Origin of the sequence: Paenibacillus sp. FSL K6-4396 (assembly GCF_038002525.1) — a bacterium.
GTDB classification, from domain to species: Bacteria; Bacillota; Bacilli; order Paenibacillales; family Paenibacillaceae; genus Paenibacillus; species Paenibacillus amylolyticus_B.
On sequence record NZ_JBBOCR010000001.1, the window covers coordinates 6,947,192 to 6,965,030 of the forward strand.

Annotated in this window: 18 protein-coding genes; 8 read left to right on the forward strand and 10 right to left on the reverse strand. The window is 45.4% G+C overall.

What is annotated here, in order from left to right; translation table 11 throughout:
- Nucleotides 1-114 precede the first annotated feature (114 nt).
- Nucleotides 115-582, forward strand: a complete 468-nt coding sequence (locus tag MHB85_RS30345; protein WP_105600498.1) for a VOC family protein — start codon at nucleotides 115-117, stop codon at nucleotides 580-582.
- A gap of 89 nt (nucleotides 583-671) precedes the next feature.
- On the opposite strand, the gene MHB85_RS30350 is transcribed toward MHB85_RS30345, so the two are convergent.
- The gene (locus tag MHB85_RS30350) at nucleotides 672-1,226 is read right to left on the reverse strand and encodes a hypothetical protein (RefSeq protein WP_036671746.1); all 555 of its coding nucleotides are present in this window, start codon (nucleotides 1,224-1,226) and stop codon (nucleotides 672-674) included.
- 96 nt (nucleotides 1,227-1,322) lie between these two features.
- Here MHB85_RS30350 and MHB85_RS30355 point away from each other — a divergent pair, with 96 nt between their 5' ends.
- Nucleotides 1,323-2,240 (forward strand): phosphatidate cytidylyltransferase, encoded by a 918-nt coding sequence (locus MHB85_RS30355; protein ID WP_105600500.1) that lies wholly within the window; start codon nucleotides 1,323-1,325, stop codon nucleotides 2,238-2,240.
- Nucleotides 2,241-2,347: 107 nt separating this feature from the next.
- Here the strand turns inward: MHB85_RS30355 and MHB85_RS30360 are convergent, their stop codons facing one another.
- Together MHB85_RS30360 and MHB85_RS30365 are read right to left on the reverse strand one after the other, a co-directional pair.
- Entirely contained in the window at nucleotides 2,348-2,917 is a 570-nt protein-coding gene (locus MHB85_RS30360; protein ID WP_146118065.1) for a hypothetical protein, read from the reverse strand.
- Nucleotides 2,918-3,293: 376 nt separating this feature from the next.
- Nucleotides 3,294-3,671, reverse strand: coding sequence for a LysM peptidoglycan-binding domain-containing protein (locus tag MHB85_RS30365; RefSeq protein WP_179198387.1), 378 nt, complete (start codon nucleotides 3,669-3,671; stop codon nucleotides 3,294-3,296).
- A gap of 304 nt (nucleotides 3,672-3,975) precedes the next feature.
- Between MHB85_RS30365 and MHB85_RS30370 the strand changes: the two genes are divergently transcribed.
- The 3 genes from MHB85_RS30370 to MHB85_RS30380 all read left to right on the forward strand — a co-directional run bounded on the left by MHB85_RS30370 (nucleotide 3,976) and on the right by MHB85_RS30380 (nucleotide 6,448).
- Nucleotides 3,976-5,028, forward strand: a complete 1,053-nt coding sequence (locus tag MHB85_RS30370; protein ID WP_105600505.1) for a bifunctional transcriptional activator/DNA repair enzyme AdaA — start codon at nucleotides 3,976-3,978, stop codon at nucleotides 5,026-5,028.
- A gap of 77 nt (nucleotides 5,029-5,105) precedes the next feature.
- Entirely contained in the window at nucleotides 5,106-5,879 is a 774-nt protein-coding gene (locus MHB85_RS30375) for an isocitrate lyase/PEP mutase family protein (protein WP_091012377.1), read from the forward strand.
- A 50-nt stretch (nucleotides 5,880-5,929) separates the two neighbouring features.
- Nucleotides 5,930-6,448 carry a hypothetical protein gene (locus tag MHB85_RS30380; protein WP_091012376.1) on the forward strand — a complete coding sequence of 173 codons (519 nt, stop codon included), beginning with the start codon at nucleotides 5,930-5,932 and terminating at the stop codon, nucleotides 6,446-6,448.
- Between the two features lie 119 nt (nucleotides 6,449-6,567).
- Here MHB85_RS30380 and MHB85_RS30385 read toward each other — a convergent pair whose 3' ends face one another.
- The 7 genes from MHB85_RS30385 to MHB85_RS30415 all read right to left on the reverse strand — a co-directional run bounded on the left by MHB85_RS30385 (nucleotide 6,568) and on the right by MHB85_RS30415 (nucleotide 12,636).
- Entirely contained in the window at nucleotides 6,568-7,266 is a 699-nt protein-coding gene (locus MHB85_RS30385) for a hypothetical protein (RefSeq protein WP_105600507.1), read from the reverse strand.
- Nucleotides 7,263-8,138 carry an ATP-binding cassette domain-containing protein gene (locus MHB85_RS30390; RefSeq protein ID WP_105600508.1) on the reverse strand — a complete coding sequence of 292 codons (876 nt, stop codon included), beginning with the start codon at nucleotides 8,136-8,138 and terminating at the stop codon, nucleotides 7,263-7,265. The genes MHB85_RS30385 and MHB85_RS30390 overlap by 4 nt, the downstream gene beginning before the upstream one ends.
- A complete protein-coding gene (locus MHB85_RS30395; RefSeq protein ID WP_036611682.1) occupies nucleotides 8,135-8,515 on the reverse strand; it encodes a GntR family transcriptional regulator in 381 nt (126 codons plus the stop codon). Before MHB85_RS30395 ends, MHB85_RS30390 begins: the two co-directional genes overlap by 4 nt.
- A gap of 99 nt (nucleotides 8,516-8,614) precedes the next feature.
- Nucleotides 8,615-8,785 carry an aspartyl-phosphate phosphatase Spo0E family protein gene (locus tag MHB85_RS30400; RefSeq protein WP_091012370.1) on the reverse strand — a complete coding sequence of 57 codons (171 nt, stop codon included), beginning with the start codon at nucleotides 8,783-8,785 and terminating at the stop codon, nucleotides 8,615-8,617.
- A 240-nt stretch (nucleotides 8,786-9,025) separates the two neighbouring features.
- Complete coding sequence (locus MHB85_RS30405; RefSeq protein WP_105600510.1) at nucleotides 9,026-10,408, reverse strand: transcriptional regulator; 1,383 nt, start codon at nucleotides 10,406-10,408, stop codon at nucleotides 9,026-9,028.
- A 272-nt stretch (nucleotides 10,409-10,680) separates the two neighbouring features.
- Entirely contained in the window at nucleotides 10,681-11,598 is a 918-nt protein-coding gene (locus MHB85_RS30410) for an aldo/keto reductase (RefSeq protein ID WP_105600512.1), read from the reverse strand.
- Between the two features lie 147 nt (nucleotides 11,599-11,745).
- Entirely contained in the window at nucleotides 11,746-12,636 is an 891-nt protein-coding gene (locus MHB85_RS30415; RefSeq protein WP_105600514.1) for a diacylglycerol/lipid kinase family protein, read from the reverse strand.
- A 381-nt stretch (nucleotides 12,637-13,017) separates the two neighbouring features.
- Here MHB85_RS30415 and MHB85_RS30420 point away from each other — a divergent pair, with 381 nt between their 5' ends.
- The 3 genes from MHB85_RS30420 to MHB85_RS30430 all read left to right on the forward strand — a co-directional run bounded on the left by MHB85_RS30420 (nucleotide 13,018) and on the right by MHB85_RS30430 (nucleotide 17,672).
- On the forward strand, nucleotides 13,018-14,535 hold the full coding sequence (locus tag MHB85_RS30420) for a leucine-rich repeat domain-containing protein (protein ID WP_181155517.1): 1,518 nt from the start codon (nucleotides 13,018-13,020) through the stop codon (nucleotides 14,533-14,535).
- 308 nt (nucleotides 14,536-14,843) lie between these two features.
- A complete protein-coding gene (locus MHB85_RS30425) occupies nucleotides 14,844-16,184 on the forward strand; it encodes a glycoside hydrolase family 30 protein (RefSeq protein WP_105600517.1) in 1,341 nt (446 codons plus the stop codon).
- A gap of 318 nt (nucleotides 16,185-16,502) precedes the next feature.
- Entirely contained in the window at nucleotides 16,503-17,672 is a 1,170-nt protein-coding gene (locus tag MHB85_RS30430; protein WP_105600518.1) for an MFS transporter, read from the forward strand.
- Nucleotides 17,673-17,839: the final 167 nt, after the last annotated feature.

A 17,839-nucleotide genomic window follows, 5' to 3' on the forward strand; every position in this document is an offset into this window, starting at 1 on the left:
AAATTAGCTAAAAATAGTTAGATTTCATCTCATTATATCCTTTGATATTGTATGGTTCCAATGCGATATCAACCCTATACTTTAGAATACAATCTGAAGAAGGAGCGATGTAATGTGAGTGTTATTGGACTTGCACATGTAGCCATTCAGGCTCGTAATTACGAAGATACTCTGGCGTTTTATACAAAAGTATTGGGATTCAAGGTAGGTCACTCCTGGAGCTTGCCTTCCTTCCACATTACCGAGGCATGTATGCTGATCTCTCCGGATCAGCGTACATGTATTGAGGTATTTGATCCAAAAGCAGTCATTCCCGCCGAGGGTGAACCTGCCACCTCTCCCGAAGCGGTCCGGCACGGCGCACTGTTACATTTCGCCTTTTACGTGCATGATGTAGAAGATATCTATGAGCGAGCGCTCGCCCATGGAGCCAAGTCCTATGTTGAACCGGATTGGATATCGCTTGGCGAACCTGCACTTCAGGTTAGAAATGCGCTTGTTCACAGCCCCAATGGTGAAGTGATCGAATTCCTTGAAGAGATTAATTTCGACAGATCCTCATCCTCACCATCATCCATATGAAGTACACAAACAGCCTGTTGCCTCGTCATCCGTGGCAGCAGGCTATTTCATGGTTGAGTTTCCTTGGAGCATCAGCATACGCACCTACCCTACTCCTGCTCTGTATTCCCCAGTGTATACTCGCTCAATTTCCCTTCATAGACCAGTTGCAATCGTTCACTCTGGCGAAAATCATCCGGTGTCACCAGCGCAGGCAGCTTGTTCCACAGCTTGATGCCTGAACGCTGTAGAATCTCGGCTACAAATTGGGAGCAGAAGTAGGAGTTGCTGAACTCCACCGGCTCCTTGAGCGTAATACCAATCACGCCGAGCAGATTGTACATATATTTCTGGCGGCTGCGGATGAAGATGTGCAGCACGCGTTTCATCTTTTCCACTTCACGATCCGTCACCTGAAGCTTGTATATGACACATGTGGTATTGGGATACTTGCTGTATGTACCTGTCTGAATATTTTCCTTCACAAACCCGCCATTCAGCGGATTACTCGGATGCTTGCGGCCGAAGCTGTACAGCTCGGTTAACTCCCGGTCAAATGAGATCGATGCGTGATTATATGGCGCTCGGGTATAGCTCTGAATAACCTTGGTAAACAGCGTTCCTGTATTCGTAAGCAGGATATAGATGGAGCGTTCATCTGTCATAGCAAAATTTCCCCTTATCAAGTTGGCACTATTCCTTCATAATAACATAGGTACCCTATAATGGAATCTTACTTTGAATAAGCAGGTGATCGGTACGTGAGCAGTTCACTCTTTACACTAACGTTAATCTTCACAGCTTTACTTGTGATACATATCGTGTACAAAATTATTGCAAAGCTTCAGCCAAGCAAAGACTATTCAGGCATCGGCCAAAAAATCAAAACCTGGTGGGGTATGTTTGTGATCTTCTGCCTCGCCACCCTTTTTAACCCCATCGTGTCCCTCATCTCCCTCATGGTGCTTGCATTCTTCTCACTCAAAGAATACTTCTCCATGATTCGCAGTACACGCAAAGCCGACCGCAGACTGTTCCTGTGGGCATATCTGGCGATTCCGGTTCAGTTCTACTGGATCTATATTGGATGGTATGGCATGTTTATCGTGTTTATTCCCCTATATGTGTTCCTGGTGTTGCCCTTGCCACGTCTGATTAACAAAGGTACGGTCGGTTTCCTGCGCAGTGTCAGCTCCACACAATGGGGACTAATGCTGATGGTGTTTGGACTGAGCCACCTGGCCTATTTTCCATTTGCCACACCGGAGTACGGGTCCAAGCTGGTGTTGTTCTTGGTCGTGTTAACACAGCTTAATGATGTGGTGCACTATCTGGTCTCTCTCTATCTGGGCAAACGAAAAGTGGTGCCTACCGCCAATCCTTTTGTCACCTGGGAAGGGTTCGCGTGTGCGTTCATTGTAACGACAGCATCGTCTTATTTCATCCATCCCTACCTGACGCCATTTGATTGGAAATTCTCGCTATTCATCGGGGTGTTGATCAGTCTGGCCGGATTCTTCGGCAGTCTGACGGTGTCTGTACTGAAGCGCGATCTGTTAATCGGGGATGACAACAAGTTTGATTCGCTCAAAAAAAGCTACCTGAGCCGGGTCGACAGCCTGACCTATACCTCTCCGGTTATGTTCCACGTGGTCCGTTATTTCTTTGACTTTATGTAGCAACAGATAGATCGGCGATCTTGTAATTAAGTATGTCAAAAAAAGCAGCCACTTAGGCTGCTTTTCCTGTTCAACAGGCCCTAGACGGAGCCTTCATGATGTGCCTGCTACTTCAACGTAATTTCTTTTTCGGACATGATTTCGTTCCCCTCATCATTTGTGAAGACAAATGTGGCTTTGCCCCGCTCGCCCTTCATCTCATCCGAGTAGATAAAGCCGGAAAATTGTCCATTGCCGCTAAAGTAAAACCCCTCTTCACCATTCCCACCATGTTCAATGGCTTCCTGTAGTGAATTCACAATCGTCACCGTGTTAGACGTCCATCGCATCTCCGTTAGTGCATAACCCTTCGGAACCTGTTTAATTCCAAAATCAAAACTGTTACCCTCGCTCGGTTTCTCCGACTGGTCAATAACGATATCAATCTGTTCAGACGGTTCAGTGGATTCCGATTGAGCCGTAGGCTTGCCCTCATCACCACTGGCACTGCCTTGGCTATTGTTATTCTTCGCATCCGCATTCGGAACAGAGTTTTCTCCGGCTTCCTCTACAGGTTGCTTCGATTGCGGATAGGCGTGCTCCTGAACAGATTCATTATTATTCTTGGCGCCACAGGCACTGACGAATAGCGAAATACAGAGCACAGACATGCAAAGTACAGATTTCTTTATATTCATGATCATCATCTCATTCTCCCTTCATCCATTTACAGCACATATATCTATGTCAGTTGAACTAATCATTTACACGATAACGGAGAGGACAGAAAAAACCTGAAAAAGCGAAGCGTTCGCCTTTATCCCCGGATTTTCCCTTTAAGAAAGGGGAATCAAAAAATCTGGGGATAACAGCGATTGGAAGGTTATTCTGTCATCGTAGTGTCAGTGTAAATATTCTTTAGTTCAACTTATATAGCACACCACTTACTAATCACTACACCATATCGTCCCACATGAAGCTCCATTATATGTAAATGATTAATAAATTCAATATGTAACTGCACCTCGATGAGTAAAAAAAGAACTCTATTCATGACGTCATGCACCGTTTATTTTATCGATCAAACCCAGGCAAGACCAACACTTGTCCAATCTGAATGGCGTTATGCTCAATTTTGTTCACTTTCTTGATAGCTTCTACATACACACGAGTGTCCATCTGCTGAGGTTTATGTGCCAATGAAATGCCCCACAGTGTATCTCCCTGAGATACAACGATCTGGTCCCCCGACAGTAATTGCTCATCTCCGGCAAATGCAGTGAATACAGCACTACACCCTATGATTATAATTAGAGTTATAGTGACGATCTTCATTAGCCAGGTTGGCGTCTTCACACGCTGCATGAATTGATCTTTAACATACACGGTGGGAGACTCGGACGTTTTGGTATAAACGGATTCATAAATACTTTTGTACGTAGAATATCTCATTCTAGTCGACCTCCAGACTTTCATTCCGCTAATCTTTAATTTCATGTTTACCTATGTATTTTTCCTATAACAATGAATGATCAATAATTAACTCTTTCACTATATAGGTATCTTTGCCTAAGTGTCCCTAGCCTGATAGGTCTATACTACCAGTTCACTCTAAACAAATTCTGAACAACCGAATTTCAATGTTATATCCGATTTAATCTATCCAATATTCATGCCTGATTTTCGGCGATGCTTGCTGCAACGTTTTTCTATAATAGGTATAGACAAAGATTCTAATGAGTAAGGACGTGCCCCCATGATTTCTGCTGATCTAAAGGAACAATATTACGAGGCACTTGTGGCCAAGGATTCGGAATACGAGGGTTTATTCTATGTTGGAGTCCGAACCACGGGTGTGTTCTGTCGTCCCACATGTCCTGCGCGAAAGCCAAAATTTGAAAACTGCGAATTCTATGAGACGGCTCAGCAGGCACTTCTGGCCTCTTATCGCCCTTGCCAGCGCTGTCGCCCGCTCTCTCACCCTAACCAAGTATCCGATGTCGTTCGCATATTAGTGGAAGCTGTGGAGAAAAATCCGGAGAAACGCTGGAAAGGACAGGATTTCAAGGCCCTCTCCATCGACGAATCCACTGCTCGCCGTCAGTTTAAGAAGCGGTTCGGCATGACCTTTGTTGAATATGCTCGCGCTCGCCGCATGGGACTTGCCCTGAAAAATATTCGCTCCGGCCGCACCGTGATTGATAGCCAATTATCTACCGGATATGAATCAAGCAGTGGCTTCCGCGATGCCTTTTCACGGATCATGGGAGCCGCCCCTACACAAGTCGATGAAGGACATATCCTGAAAGCGTCCTGGATTGACACCCGCCTCGGCCCGATGATGGCCATTGCTGATGAGGAGTCGCTATATTTACTGGAATTTGTAGACCGCAGAGGTCTGGAACGCGAAGTTGAGCGTCTGCGTAAACGAACCAAATCAGCGATTGTGCCCGGCACTACAGCTCCCATCCAGTCCATTGAGCGTGAACTAAACGAGTACTTTCAAGGTATTCGGACAGCATTCGACACACCGTTGTTCTGTTTAGGAACACTATTCCAAAAACTTGTGTGGGAACAGCTGACGGCCATTCCGGCTGGTGAAACGAGGTCATATCAAGAGATAGCAAATGCACTGGGAAAACCGACTGCGTGCCGAGCTGTAGCACAGGCAAATGGGGCCAATCAGCTTGCGATTGTGATTCCATGTCACCGTGTAATCAATGCCAGTGGTGAGCTGGGCGGATACGGCGGAGGATTAACTCGCAAAAACTGGCTGTTGACTCACGAGAAACAAAAAAAGGGTAGCTGAAAAACAGAATAAAGTAATGAAGTACGCATCAAATATCCAAAGAAATGCATGATATAACAAAGGAGAGTCAACATAATATGAGTAACTTAGAAGAAAAAGCAGCGTTGTTCCAACAATACCATGTGAAAGGAAAACCACTTGTTCTGGTCAATGTGTGGGATGCCGGAAGTGCGCAAGCCATTCAATCCGCTGGAGCAACGGCCATTGCTACCGGAAGCTGGTCCGTTGCTGCGGCCCACGGTGAACGCGATGGTGAAGCCATGCCATTCCATCTGGTGCTTGCCAATCTTGCACGGATTACAGCAAGCGTGGATCTGCCTGTAACGATCGATATAGAGGGAGGGTATGGGAGGTCTGTGTCAGAAGTGAAGCAAAATATCCTGCAAGTCATCGATCATGGTGCTGTAGGAATCAACATGGAAGATCAACTTCCCGCTGGCTTGGGATTGTACACTGTGGAGGAGCAATGCCCGAGATTGTCCGCCGCCCGGGAATCTGCGGAGCAGGCAGGCATCCCGTTGTTCATTAACGCCCGCACAGATATTTTCCTGCAACATGCACCTGAACACCATAACCACTCTCTCCTGGAGGAAGCACTTATACGTTCGAGCCATTATGCAGATGCAGGAGCCAGTGGTCTGTTTGTACCCGGTTTGCAGGATCACCAACTGATTCAGGAATTGTGTGAGCGTTCACCGCTGCCAATTAACGTCATGGTTACGTCTCCTGAGCCTTCACCAAAACAGCTTGCCACACTGGGTGTAGCACGTGTAAGCTATGGGCCATATCCCTATCTGCAAGTTATGGAACACCTGAAAGAACTGGGGAGAAACATTTTATCGGGAAATTAACAGGAGGGCATGTTATAATCACCTCTATTGAACATTTACAGGAGGCAATTATGCTTAACGTGGAACAAAAGCTTGAAGTGCTACAATCGTATCCCCAACTACAACGCAAAGATGTTTCTCTCGGTCGTGTTAATTTCCACTACGAGGATAGTGCGTATGATAAAAAGATTGTTGCTCTCCATATTCATCCTAACGGTAACGGTTATATCTATGCAGGACTACTAACTAACTATGAGACCGATGCTAAAGGATTCGTCAATATTCGTGATTACTCCGAAACAGATCTGCGCACATTGTTAGATGAAACGATCCAAGCGATGTCTCACAATCCCAACGCAGTTGAATTTAAAGAACCAGAACAAGTAAAAGCTGCTGCTCCTGCATTGTCTACAACCTCTACGAGTGGCGGAACGTGGATCGATGAAGATGGACATACACTGACTTTAAAATACGAAGATGACATGTGGTATGTGTATTCCGGTGATAATCTGGATATGGCATTTGAAACGCGTAGCGAAGCTGGCGAGTACCTCAAAGACGAAGGATTCAAACCGCAGGCTCAGGCTTAGCGCATACAGATTCATTTTGGATTGCAGAAAAAACACGAGGCGTGTTCGCACTCGTGTTTTTTGTATTACAGGAAGTTTCGCTTAGATTCCTTACCCAGTTCCTTTATAACTGTTTCCTGTCAGTCTTTTTTGGATTTCATGGTAAGCGGTGCATTCTTCATCATCGGGTACGTAGACAGAAGTAGCGCACCGCCAATGCATCCCAGAACGGTGAACAATGTCATGCGATTGATCCTAGCAATCCACAACATAAACTCACCAAGATCGCCCAATGTAATGATCAGCGTAAAGACCAAGCCAACCCCAAAGAACATAATGAAGAAGTTACGCATCCCCAAGCGCATCCAACAAACCGTTGGGAAGAATGAGATTCCCAGTACGAGAAAGCCGCACATCAGATCGATCCACAGATAGGATAAGAAATGATATTCACTTGAATACAACATGCCCGGTTGATAAAGGGTTACGCCAACAATTCCTTTTTCCTGAAGCAGGTGTATGAGGAAATACGCCACATGCAGAATGACCATGGTGCCTGCAACCATCCATACCGAGTTCATATAGAAAGATTTCATGAATTGAATTCGTGTACTGCCCATACCGATCGCAACCGGAAACAGTGTAATAATTCCCCCGATTGCAAATGTACATATCCCTCCGTACATTGGACCAAACAGTTGCGTAGCATACGAGACATCAAATATGAAGCCAATGGCCAGATATACAACGGCGAGCATCAGAGCGATGGATGAAAATATGCTCAGATACAAACGCATATCATCGCGAATCAGTCGGTTCGTACCTTTTACTGCGTTCATGGTTTAACCCCCTCTTGATTACGGGTCCTGTTAACCAAATAATCTTGTAATGTCGCTTTCTCAATGGAAAGCCCCTGCGAATGAGCGATATCCTTCCACATTTTCGAGTAGGGCTCATCAATCATCACTTTCACAGTCGATCCCATCTGGGAAGACTCTATAACTTTAACACCTGCTGTGACTCGGTTGATATCGTTAATTGCCCCTGTTAGAAGAACTCCTTTTTCGCGCATCTCTTCCATCGGTTGATTTAACAACACCTCTCCAGCTTGCAAAACGATAATGGACTCACATAAAGGCTGAATCTCCTCAATATGATGGCTGGATATCAGAATCAGACGCGGGTTATCTTCATAACTTTCCAGTAGCGCATTGTAGAAGAACTTACGCTTCTCAGCATCGAGCCCATTGGTGGGTTCATCCAGAATGGTTATCTTTGCATTACTGGCAAGACCTAATATAATCTGGGTGGCAGTCTTCATGCCTTTCGAAAATTTAATGATTTTCTTCTTCTCCGGTAGTTCGAACACATTGATTAAACGTTCCGCCAAATCCTGATTCCACTGCGGATGAAAATATTGCCCCATTTGGACCATGTCACTAACCGTCCAGTTTTTTCCCAGGGGATGATTCTCCTGGATGTAGCACAGATGCTCTTGGGCAGCCAGATTATTATAGGGGTCTTGACCCATGATCTGAACGGTTCCACTGTCCGGGCGGTTATGCCCTGCCAGTAAACTCATCATGGTTGTTTTGCCCGCTCCATTTCTTCCCCAGATTGCACCAATGATTGGCTCACTCTCATGTAGCGTAACCTGGTTCAGAACGGGCGTCTTCTGGTAGCTGTAGTTGACCTGCTCCATATGAATCATAACTCACTCTCCTTATCCTTCTTGCCGCGAATCAGATCAATAATCATGTCTTCATTCATGTGAATCCGTCTGGCTTCTTCAAGTAAAGGCTTGATGTATTCTTCATAAAAATCTTGCTTCCGTTCAACGAGCAATGCTTCTCTTGCTCCCTTTGCAACAAACATTCCAACACCTCGCTGTTTGTATATAATCCCCTTGTCCACGAGTTCCTGCAGTCCTTTGCGGGCTGTAGCCGGATTGATATTGTAGAAGCGCGACAGTTCATTGGTTGAGGGAACCTGTTCTTCCACCTTCAATCTGCCTTCCACAATATCGTCCATAATCATCGTAGCAATCTGATGAAAAATAGGCTGAGATTCATCCAAAGTCGATTTCATGTGCCTCCAACTTTCATACGTATTCATTAGTGAGTTAGTCGGTTAGTTACTCATGTGACTAACTATAGTATACAAAGACGCAAATGTAAATAGGCGAACTTAATTCATCGCCTTTCCTACCTTGACTCTATTGTATTGATTAATAAGCCTGTCCAGGACTACGGATTGCTGGATCACTTCCGGATGAAGCAGACTACCGTATTCCATATGCATGCGATATAACAACTGTCTGGCATCTTCGATCCGTGATATCAAATCCAGGCGATCCATAGTATCCCTCCTTTTTGTCATATTTTAGTGTATTATGCCAATCATAAGCGCATGTGAGATACGACATACTTATTCTTCCACTTTGATACACAAAAAAAGAACGCTTCTGATTTATTCAGAAGCGTTCTTTACTTTTATTAAGTTCCAAATCCATGATCAGCGGGTCTCATAATTTCGGGGTTCGGGATTTCCTTGCCTGGGACAGGTTCCGTAGCAGGGGCTACGATGGATACAACGATACTACAGGTAGCTATCAGCAAAGCCAACTTTCTCTTCATTGAGTTTCTGCACCTCACTAATTATCATTTTGTATTGCTGTTTCGCCGTCTCAGATGCAAATTCCCGATATTGCTCGAACAGTCCGACACCTCTAAGCATACCTCGTCCACTGCTAATTTCAATAGAAAATTTTAAACTATCCAGCACAAATTCTATCCCTAAATGATACTCGTCTTTCTTTAGATAATATGCACCCAAATCTGCTAAAAGTCTTAAATATCGATCATCCGTAACCTGACTGCTCACTTTGCCAATTCGGTTACTCTGTTCCTGATAAGTGAAGTACGATTCATACTGTTTGAGAACATGATCAATATCCTTATCATAACGATTAGCCGCTGTTACAATATCACACAGCGCTGGGAATATTTCATTTTCCTTCGTCGAGATATACGCCAGATAATCAGGTAACACCTCAAAATGACCACCCATTAAATGATATATATATCGATTCGCTTCAGCCCATTCCTGAAACTGATTCATAACAACGATTTCATCTTTATCCGGGTTCCTCACCCAGCGATTATCCGAATATAAAGAAACATATTTAAGTGCCCCAGTGTAGTCCTTCAATTGATAACAGGCACTTCCTGCAGCTAGATCGGAGTATAGAATATAGAAAACAATTGGTCTTTTTGTCTCTTCTTGTTTCCGTCGGCCATTCATCTCATAGTGGATGGACGCTTTTATTTTCAATTTTTCAGATAACTCCTGAACCTTGTCCCATCTATGCAATGCTCCAAAAGCATTAATCAGTTCGTTAAGCGCATCCAACTGGAAGCGTTCATCCAGCCGATCCACATAATATTCGAACCGAGATGCAATAATCAGATTCCGGTGCTGATCATTGCTCAGTCCCAACCTGAACAGTCGGTACTGACAGAGTGCAAGCCGCTCGGAATGTTGCATTTTCTCGCTTTCAGCAATGTTTTCATATAGAAGAATGGCTGGTTTGAATTTACCCGCTTGGTAGAATTCTTCAGCCACATCAAATAACAAAGGAATATAGGATAGATTATCCATCATCAGACGAATAACCTCTTCAATACAGTCCAACTTGTCCAACTCGGCACAGCGATGAAGGAAGGGTCCCAGTCTTCGCCAGTCCGGGGTCGCGTGTACAAAACACTCGTCTATGTATAACTCATAGAAGTAACCTTCTTCCAGTCTCATGGCAGAAGTGATGCGATCCAACTGCTGCATGGCAATAGGCCGATTTTTATTCAAAATATTGCTGAGCGTACCCGAATTAATCCCTGACGTTTCCGAAAAATGACTAATGGACATCTGTTCACGCTTCAGATAACTTTCCAAGTGATCGCGTATCGTGGTTGTCGACTCCAAACGAACACCACCCTCCAAAATAAAAAACATAAACGGGATTATCGGTATGCAAAAGTAATTATATGTAATTAGAAAGTATCGGTCAATATAATAATTTCAACTAATTTGTATTAAAACCATTTTAATCCTTTTATAAAACGGACAATCCTATCCTTATTTTATATCGGAAACGTGCCTGACATCAAACCTGAAAATAGGCAAAAAACACGAGCCATTCACGGGCTCGTGTCCTCAACTGACTCAGCAGTCAGCATGCTCACTATAACTTGGATTTAAGGCAGTATATTGCCTGCTGCACGGTAAATTTCATACCACTCTGGACGAGTGAGATGAACATCTCCTGCTTTTACACAGTCTTGCAGACGTTCAATATTCATCGTGCCTGTCACAGGTTGCATCTGCGCAGGGTGACGAAGCAACCATGCGATTGCAATCGTTGTATTGCTCACGTCATATTTCGCAGCAATCTCGTCAATCTTTGCATTCAATTCCGGGAACTTGTCGCTACCCAGAAATACACCTTCGAAGAATCCGTACTGGAACGGGGACCACGGCTGAATGGTGATATCATGCAGACGACAATAATCAAGGATACTGCCGTCACGGTTAACCGCAGCTTCGTTCTCCATGTTCACGTTGATTCCACTGTCAATCATCGTGGTATTGGTAATACTCATCTGCAACTGGTTGGCTACCAGTGGCTGTTTCACGTATTTTTTCAACAATTCGATCTGGTTCGGATTCTGGTTGGATACCCCGAAGTGACGCACTTTACCTTCGCGCTCCAGTTGATCAAAGGCTTCAGCCACTTCCTCCGGCTCAACCAATGCATCAGGACGATGCAGAAGCAGAACATCAAGATATTCCGTTTTCAGACGTTGCAGGATGCCATCGACTGAATTCAGGATGTGCTCTTTGGAGAAATCAAACATGCCTTTGCGGATACCGCATTTGGATTGAAGAATCATATTTTCACGAACTTGGGGATTCATCTGTACCGCTTCGGCGAAGATTTCCTCACATGTTCCTGTACCATAAATGTCGGCATGGTCAAAGAAATTCGCGCCAACCTCCATTGCAGAACGAACAAAATGTTCGGCTTCCTTACCGTCTAGTGAATTAATACGCATGCAACCCACCGCGACTACAGGTACTTCTAGTGCACTGCTGCCCAATTTAATCGTTCTCAAGATGTTTTCCCTCCATATTCGAATATTATCGTGTATCTTACCTTTGATTTTGACATATATCTGCAATCGGTTTCAATAGCTTTATCCTACATTCATATGGAGAAATGATAGGTTCTTCATTCCAGCCTATATATCCAAAAGAATAAGTTATACTTCTTCCGGTATGATAACCTCAATGTGCCTTGGCAGGACACCGATATGAATCGGCAGGGCAGGACCTTCTTCCCCATCTACATTGGTGCGAATGGCTTCGTCTGAGCGAACATGAACTTCTTTGGCTGTAAAATAGTCCACGTCCTTATGGTCTTTCAGACTACCAAAGAAAAGGGAAGTGCCAAGGGTCAGACTGTTGAACACACTGATATTACGAACAACAAAACAATGTATCAAACCATCGTCCACCTCTGCATCCGGGGACAACTTCTCGAATCCTCCGACCGAGTTGGTCAGCGCCGCCAGAAAAAGTGGCGATTCCCCCTCCCAGAACTGTCCGTCATATTCGATGGTTAGATGATTGGCTGGTGTATTCACCAGGTCTTTCAAGCCTTCTTTGAGATATGCGAATGATCCCAACTTCGACTTCTCTTCCGAGGATACGGAGAACAAAGCTTCTGCCAAAGAACCCGCAGCCACAACGTTGGCAAACAGGCGATCATTGATTTTCCCCAAATCCACGATATGGGTCTGATTCGAACGTAACTGCCTAATGGCTTCTTCCGGGTCAAGCGAGATATTCAGCGCACGTGCAAAATCATTCACCGTACCTAGCGGTACCACGCCCAGTCGGGGACGGTGATCCTGATCCATCATGCCGTTAATCGTCTCATGTAGTGTACCGTCGCCTCCGATGGAGATGACCAGATCACAGCCGTCTTTGCAGGCACTCAGACAGTAGTTGGTCGCATCACCTTCCCCAGCCGTCTCATTAACAACCACCTCATACTGCTGTGACTCCAGAACTTCTCTGACTTGGGACACATACTGCTCGGCCTCTTCCTTACCTGACGATGGATTACTAATGATCATGGCTTGGCGCATACTCACATCTTCCCCTCCAAAATGGCATCTTTACTTTATCTTTACCCGTTTCAAGGGTGGGTTGAATAGGGTCTGCGGGGGATGTTCCATTTTTTTTGATAAACATGTCTCTGAAGAGTGCAGAGCAGGGTTTGTTTCATATAGAATAGAAGTAGACAAATACCCATTACGAAATTTCTTGTTCCTTTTCCCTGTTGACGGGTTAATAACTATAGATGTGCTTTGAGCCGAACCTACATATGTTAAACTCTTCAATTCACACTGAACACTCCGTGGGCAGAATAACCTTTCGGTCGCTGTTATCGTGTAACTACTATACTTATCTAACTCAATCTGTTCGGATTATTTTATAATTCTAAAAAATTGGAGGGAATGCATGCAATGAGAAGAATGACGCTACTATTTCTAGTATTCATCCTGAGTCTCGGGGCATCGGGGCAAGCCATGGCTTACACCACTACAGACTTGGGCGAGGGAATCATTGAAGATCCAGCTTTGGAGGAAGGACTGAAGTTAATCCTGAACAAACCTCTGGATGTGCCATTAACTTCAACGGATCTGGAGCAGCTTGAGGTGGTGGATCTGAGCAATGCAGGTATTCACAGCCTCTCCGGTCTCGAATATGCAACCAATCTGACTCACCTCCGATTATATGGAAATGAGATTGAGGATCTCACACCGCTGGAGCACCTAACCCAGCTTCGGGAAATCGATGTTCGCAATAATTACATTACATCCATAGACGCACTTACTGAATTGAAAGACTTGGGACGGCTGTATATCAGCAACAATTCCATTTCTTCCATAGAGGTTGTACGTGAGTTCAACCGATTACATACGTTCCACGCCAGCGGTAACCAGATTGCCAGTCTTGCGGCCCTCTCGGATGCGGATGCACTGAAGTGGCTCGAGATCTCGAACAATACCATTAGCAATCTGACACCGCTCATGGGTAAAACTCGGCTCCAACAACTCAATGTATCGAATAACCAGATTCAAACGCTGGACGTACTGGCTGAATTGCCAAATACACTGCGGAATCTGAATGTGGCAGGCAACCAAATCACGGATCTGACACCACTGGAGCACATGACACGCCTTCGGACACTTGATATCTCTGGTAACCAAGTACAGCATCTCAAGGGGCTTGAGGGGCTGACTGGGCTGACGGAGCTGAATGCAGAGTCCAATCAGATCTATGATCTGGAACCTTTACGGCAGCTTTCCAGCCTGGACGTATTAAAATTATCCAACAACCGGGTGTGGGATCTGACACCAATCGCAGGTTTTACGTTTACCCGTGATCAGTCAGCGACAAATGCTATACAGGATATATCGGCGTCTACCTCGTTATCCTCCGGTATTCAGACTTCTGTATCAGAGGTTGAGCCTGCCGGACTCACGGTGCAGAACAATTATCTGGATGTTGTGAGTGGCAGTCATACGATGCAGCTTCTGAACCGGATGAATGTGCGGGAGCAGAAACGAACGCCGCAAGGCAGCTTCCAGCGTCTGATTGAAGGGTCAACCACCGCCTATGTCGGGGACCGTGCTTATGCACTGGATGCTGCACCTTTTATCGATGAGGGCCGGACCTATGTGCCTCTGCGTTTTGTCTCCGAGCAGTTAAATGCCCGTGTGAACTGGAACAGCGGTACGCGCGAAGCTGTGATCACACAGAATGATAAGACCATCCGCTGGAGCGTGGGCAACAAACAAGTTGTTGTGGATGATACGCTTGCGATCAATGATGCTCCTCTTCTGATGAAAAATGGTAAAGCTTTTGTACCGGTACGCTTCATCTCGGAGCAATTCAATACGACGGTTGGTTACATCGGAAGCAGCAAAACGATTCTGATTTTTGAAAATAAACAGCTTGGTGAGAGTGTGCAGCCTTAAATAGTGTCTCACGTTCATTTCCAGCCATAAGAGAATATGAGAAACAAGCAAAGTCCCCGTCTGAACGATCAGCGGGGATTTTGTTGTGTCATGACAGTTGTATTATGACATTGGATAATGGTATATGGATATCGCCGATCACAAACAAATACAGCATATAATCTGTCTATTCGGATACGAACTCGTGATACTCCATCTTCGATTAGGGTAAATTTCACACGGTTTAGCATATCTTCTTTTGCCGCAAGAGTTGTTATACTGAACGTAATATCTATGACAGCTGGAGTTCAAGCGAGGAGGAAATTCATATGACATTCACGTTCACTGGTTATTCAACAACCCAAGATAGCCCATGGAAAAAGTTATCTTTTGTGCCTACTAATGAAAGCGCTAACTTAAAACTGACGGGTGAACAGTACCAACTTGTGGAAGGGTTTGGTGGCTGTTTTAACGAGCTTGGTTATATGGCTCTGTCCCACTTGAATGAGGAGCAGCGCCATGAGGTATTTCACTCTCTCTTCCATCCAGAGGGCGAGCACAAGTTTAACATCTGTCGCCTGCCGATCGGCGCAAGTGATTATGCAGAGCAATGGTACAGCCACAACGAAGTGGACGGCGACGTGGCCATGGAACATTTTTCGATCAAACGTGATTTCAAATATCTGATTCCTTACATCAAGGAAGCTCTGAGTTATAACCCGAACCTGCAATTCTTCGCCTCGCCATGGAGCCCGCCAACGTGGATGAAGTCGCCCAAAGCCTATAACTATGGGACACTGCGCTGGGAGAAAGATATTCTGGAGGCCTACGCCCTGTATTTTGTGAAATTTGTACAGGCTTACCGTGACGCAGGCATTACCATCCATCAGGTGCATGTGCAGAACGAAGTGATTGCAGATCAGAAATTTCCTTCTTGCATGTGGACAGGCGAGCAGCTTCGTGAGTTCATCGCCGATTATCTGGGCCCGGCTTTTGACAAACACGGTCTGGATACGGAAATCTGGCTCGGAACGATCAACGCCCCTGATCCATGGGAGGAATTGATTAAGAAAAAAACAAATGACTTCGATGAGTACGCAGGGCTTGTCCTAAGTGATCCGAAGGCCTATTCCTATATCAAGGGTGTTGGATATCAGTGGGCAGGCAAAAATGCCATTCAACGTACCTCGGCAAGTTATCCGGAGCTGCGTTATATGCAGACCGAGAACGAATGCGGTGATGGCAACAACTCATGGAATTACGCCAAATATGTATATAACCTCTACCAGCATTACTTCAGCAACGGCGTGAACGCGTACATCTACTGGAACATGGTTCTGGAACCCAAAGGCCGCAGCACATGGGGCTGGGAGCAAAACTCCATGATCACCGTAGATCCGGACAATAAGGAGGTTACTCGGAACCCGGAGTATTATGTGATGAAACACTTCGCTCATCATATTGTTCCTGGTGCTCGAAAAGTCGGTCTGTCAGGCGCCTGGAGCGGGAAATCCGTCGCTTTCCGCAACCCGGATAACAGTCTCGTCATTGTCATCAACAACCCATTCCAGGACCGTCGTGACCTGTATCTAACCCTTGAAGAAGGACAGACCCTACACATGAAGTTGGAAGCCGATTCGTTCAACAGCATGGTTATTCAACCGAAGTAACTAATCCAATACCTCGTTAAAAACGCGGACATCAATAGCGTCAGGCCCCAAAGATTCCCCGGGCCGGCGCTATTTTTTATGGGCCAGACCAGGCTTATTTTCACCATTATTACTCCTGTGAAACACAAGCCGAAGGCAACTTAAAGATATGACGTTCAAGCTTTTATATTTACAAATCTATAAATCTAGATATAATGTAATCCAGAGCTTACTCTCATGTCCATCACATTATAGGAGTTATAGGAGGCAAGGCAGGTTCATTTCGACATAATACATCTATTTTTCTGTATATCTAAATTCACTGGAGGTACGCTTTACATGAAATCACAACAGGTCAACCCGCTGCTTATCCTGATTCTGGCACTGGGTGTATTCGGGATCATTACAACAGAAATGGGGATTGTGGGGGTGCTGCCTCAGGTTGCGCACAAATTCAACATTACGGCTGCACAGGCAGGTTGGCTGGTCAGTATATTTGCGCTGGTCGTAGCCATCGCGGGTCCTTTTCTCACCTTGCTGGCGTCTGGAATTAATCGCAAAATCATCCTTTTAGCCGCTGTGCTGATGTTTGCCATTTCGAACGTCGTCTATGCCTACGCCACAACATTTGATACCATGCTTATCTTCCGTATCATTCCCGCGTTATTCCATCCCGTCTTCTTTTCCGTAGCCCTGGTCACCAGTGCCCAACTCGTTCCGGCAGAGAAAAGCAGTCAGGCCGTCGCCAAAGTATTCACCGGAGTTACCGCGGGCTTTGCCTTTGGCGTGCCACTGACATCGTATCTTGCTGAACGCCTATCCCTCGAAATCGCCTTCCTGTTTGGAGCGATGGTCAGTGTGGTCGCTTTGATCGGCATATGGATCTGGTTACCCTCGATGCCCGTGAAGGAAAAGATGTCCTATGGCAAGCAACTCGGTATTCTGCGCAAACCTGGATTATGGCTGAATGTTGTCGCAGTCATTTTTATATTCGCCGCCATGTTCTCCGTATACAGCTATTTCGCCGAGTATCTTGGACAGGTCACCCAAATGAGCGGATCATGGATCAGTGTCATGCTGACTGTCTTTGGTGTCGTCATGATCATCGGAAATTTGGGGTTTGGACAGTTTCTGCGTAAGAGCGTGGTCCGAACTGTCCTCATGTTCCCCCTGCTGTATGTAGCAGCTTACGCACTCGTCTATTGGGCCGGTCCCCACTTCATGTGGATGGTTATTGTAGTCATCCTCTGGGCATCCGTGCATTCAGGAGGATTAATTGTAAGCCAAACCTGGTTAACCGCTGAAGCGCAAGATGCGCCTGAATTCGGCAACAGCTTGTATGTATCCTTTTCCAACCTCGGTATTACCCTGGGTACTGCTATCGGCGGCTGGTTCATCGCAAACCTGGGAGTACATCAACTGGTCTGGAGCGGAATGATCTTTGCACTGATCGCTTTTGTATTGATATGGATTAAAATCAAATGCTTCTCCTCACGCTCGGTTGCTTAAAGTTCAGAACGACCATCATTCGGATTCTTGACTCCTCGCACCAGTGGTTGATCAAACAGGGAGACAAAATATTCGCACATCAAAAAGCGCCATGTCCCCATACTCATCATGTGGGACAGGCGCTTTTTGATGTGATATCATTATCGAATTTCTACGAGATGCTCAGC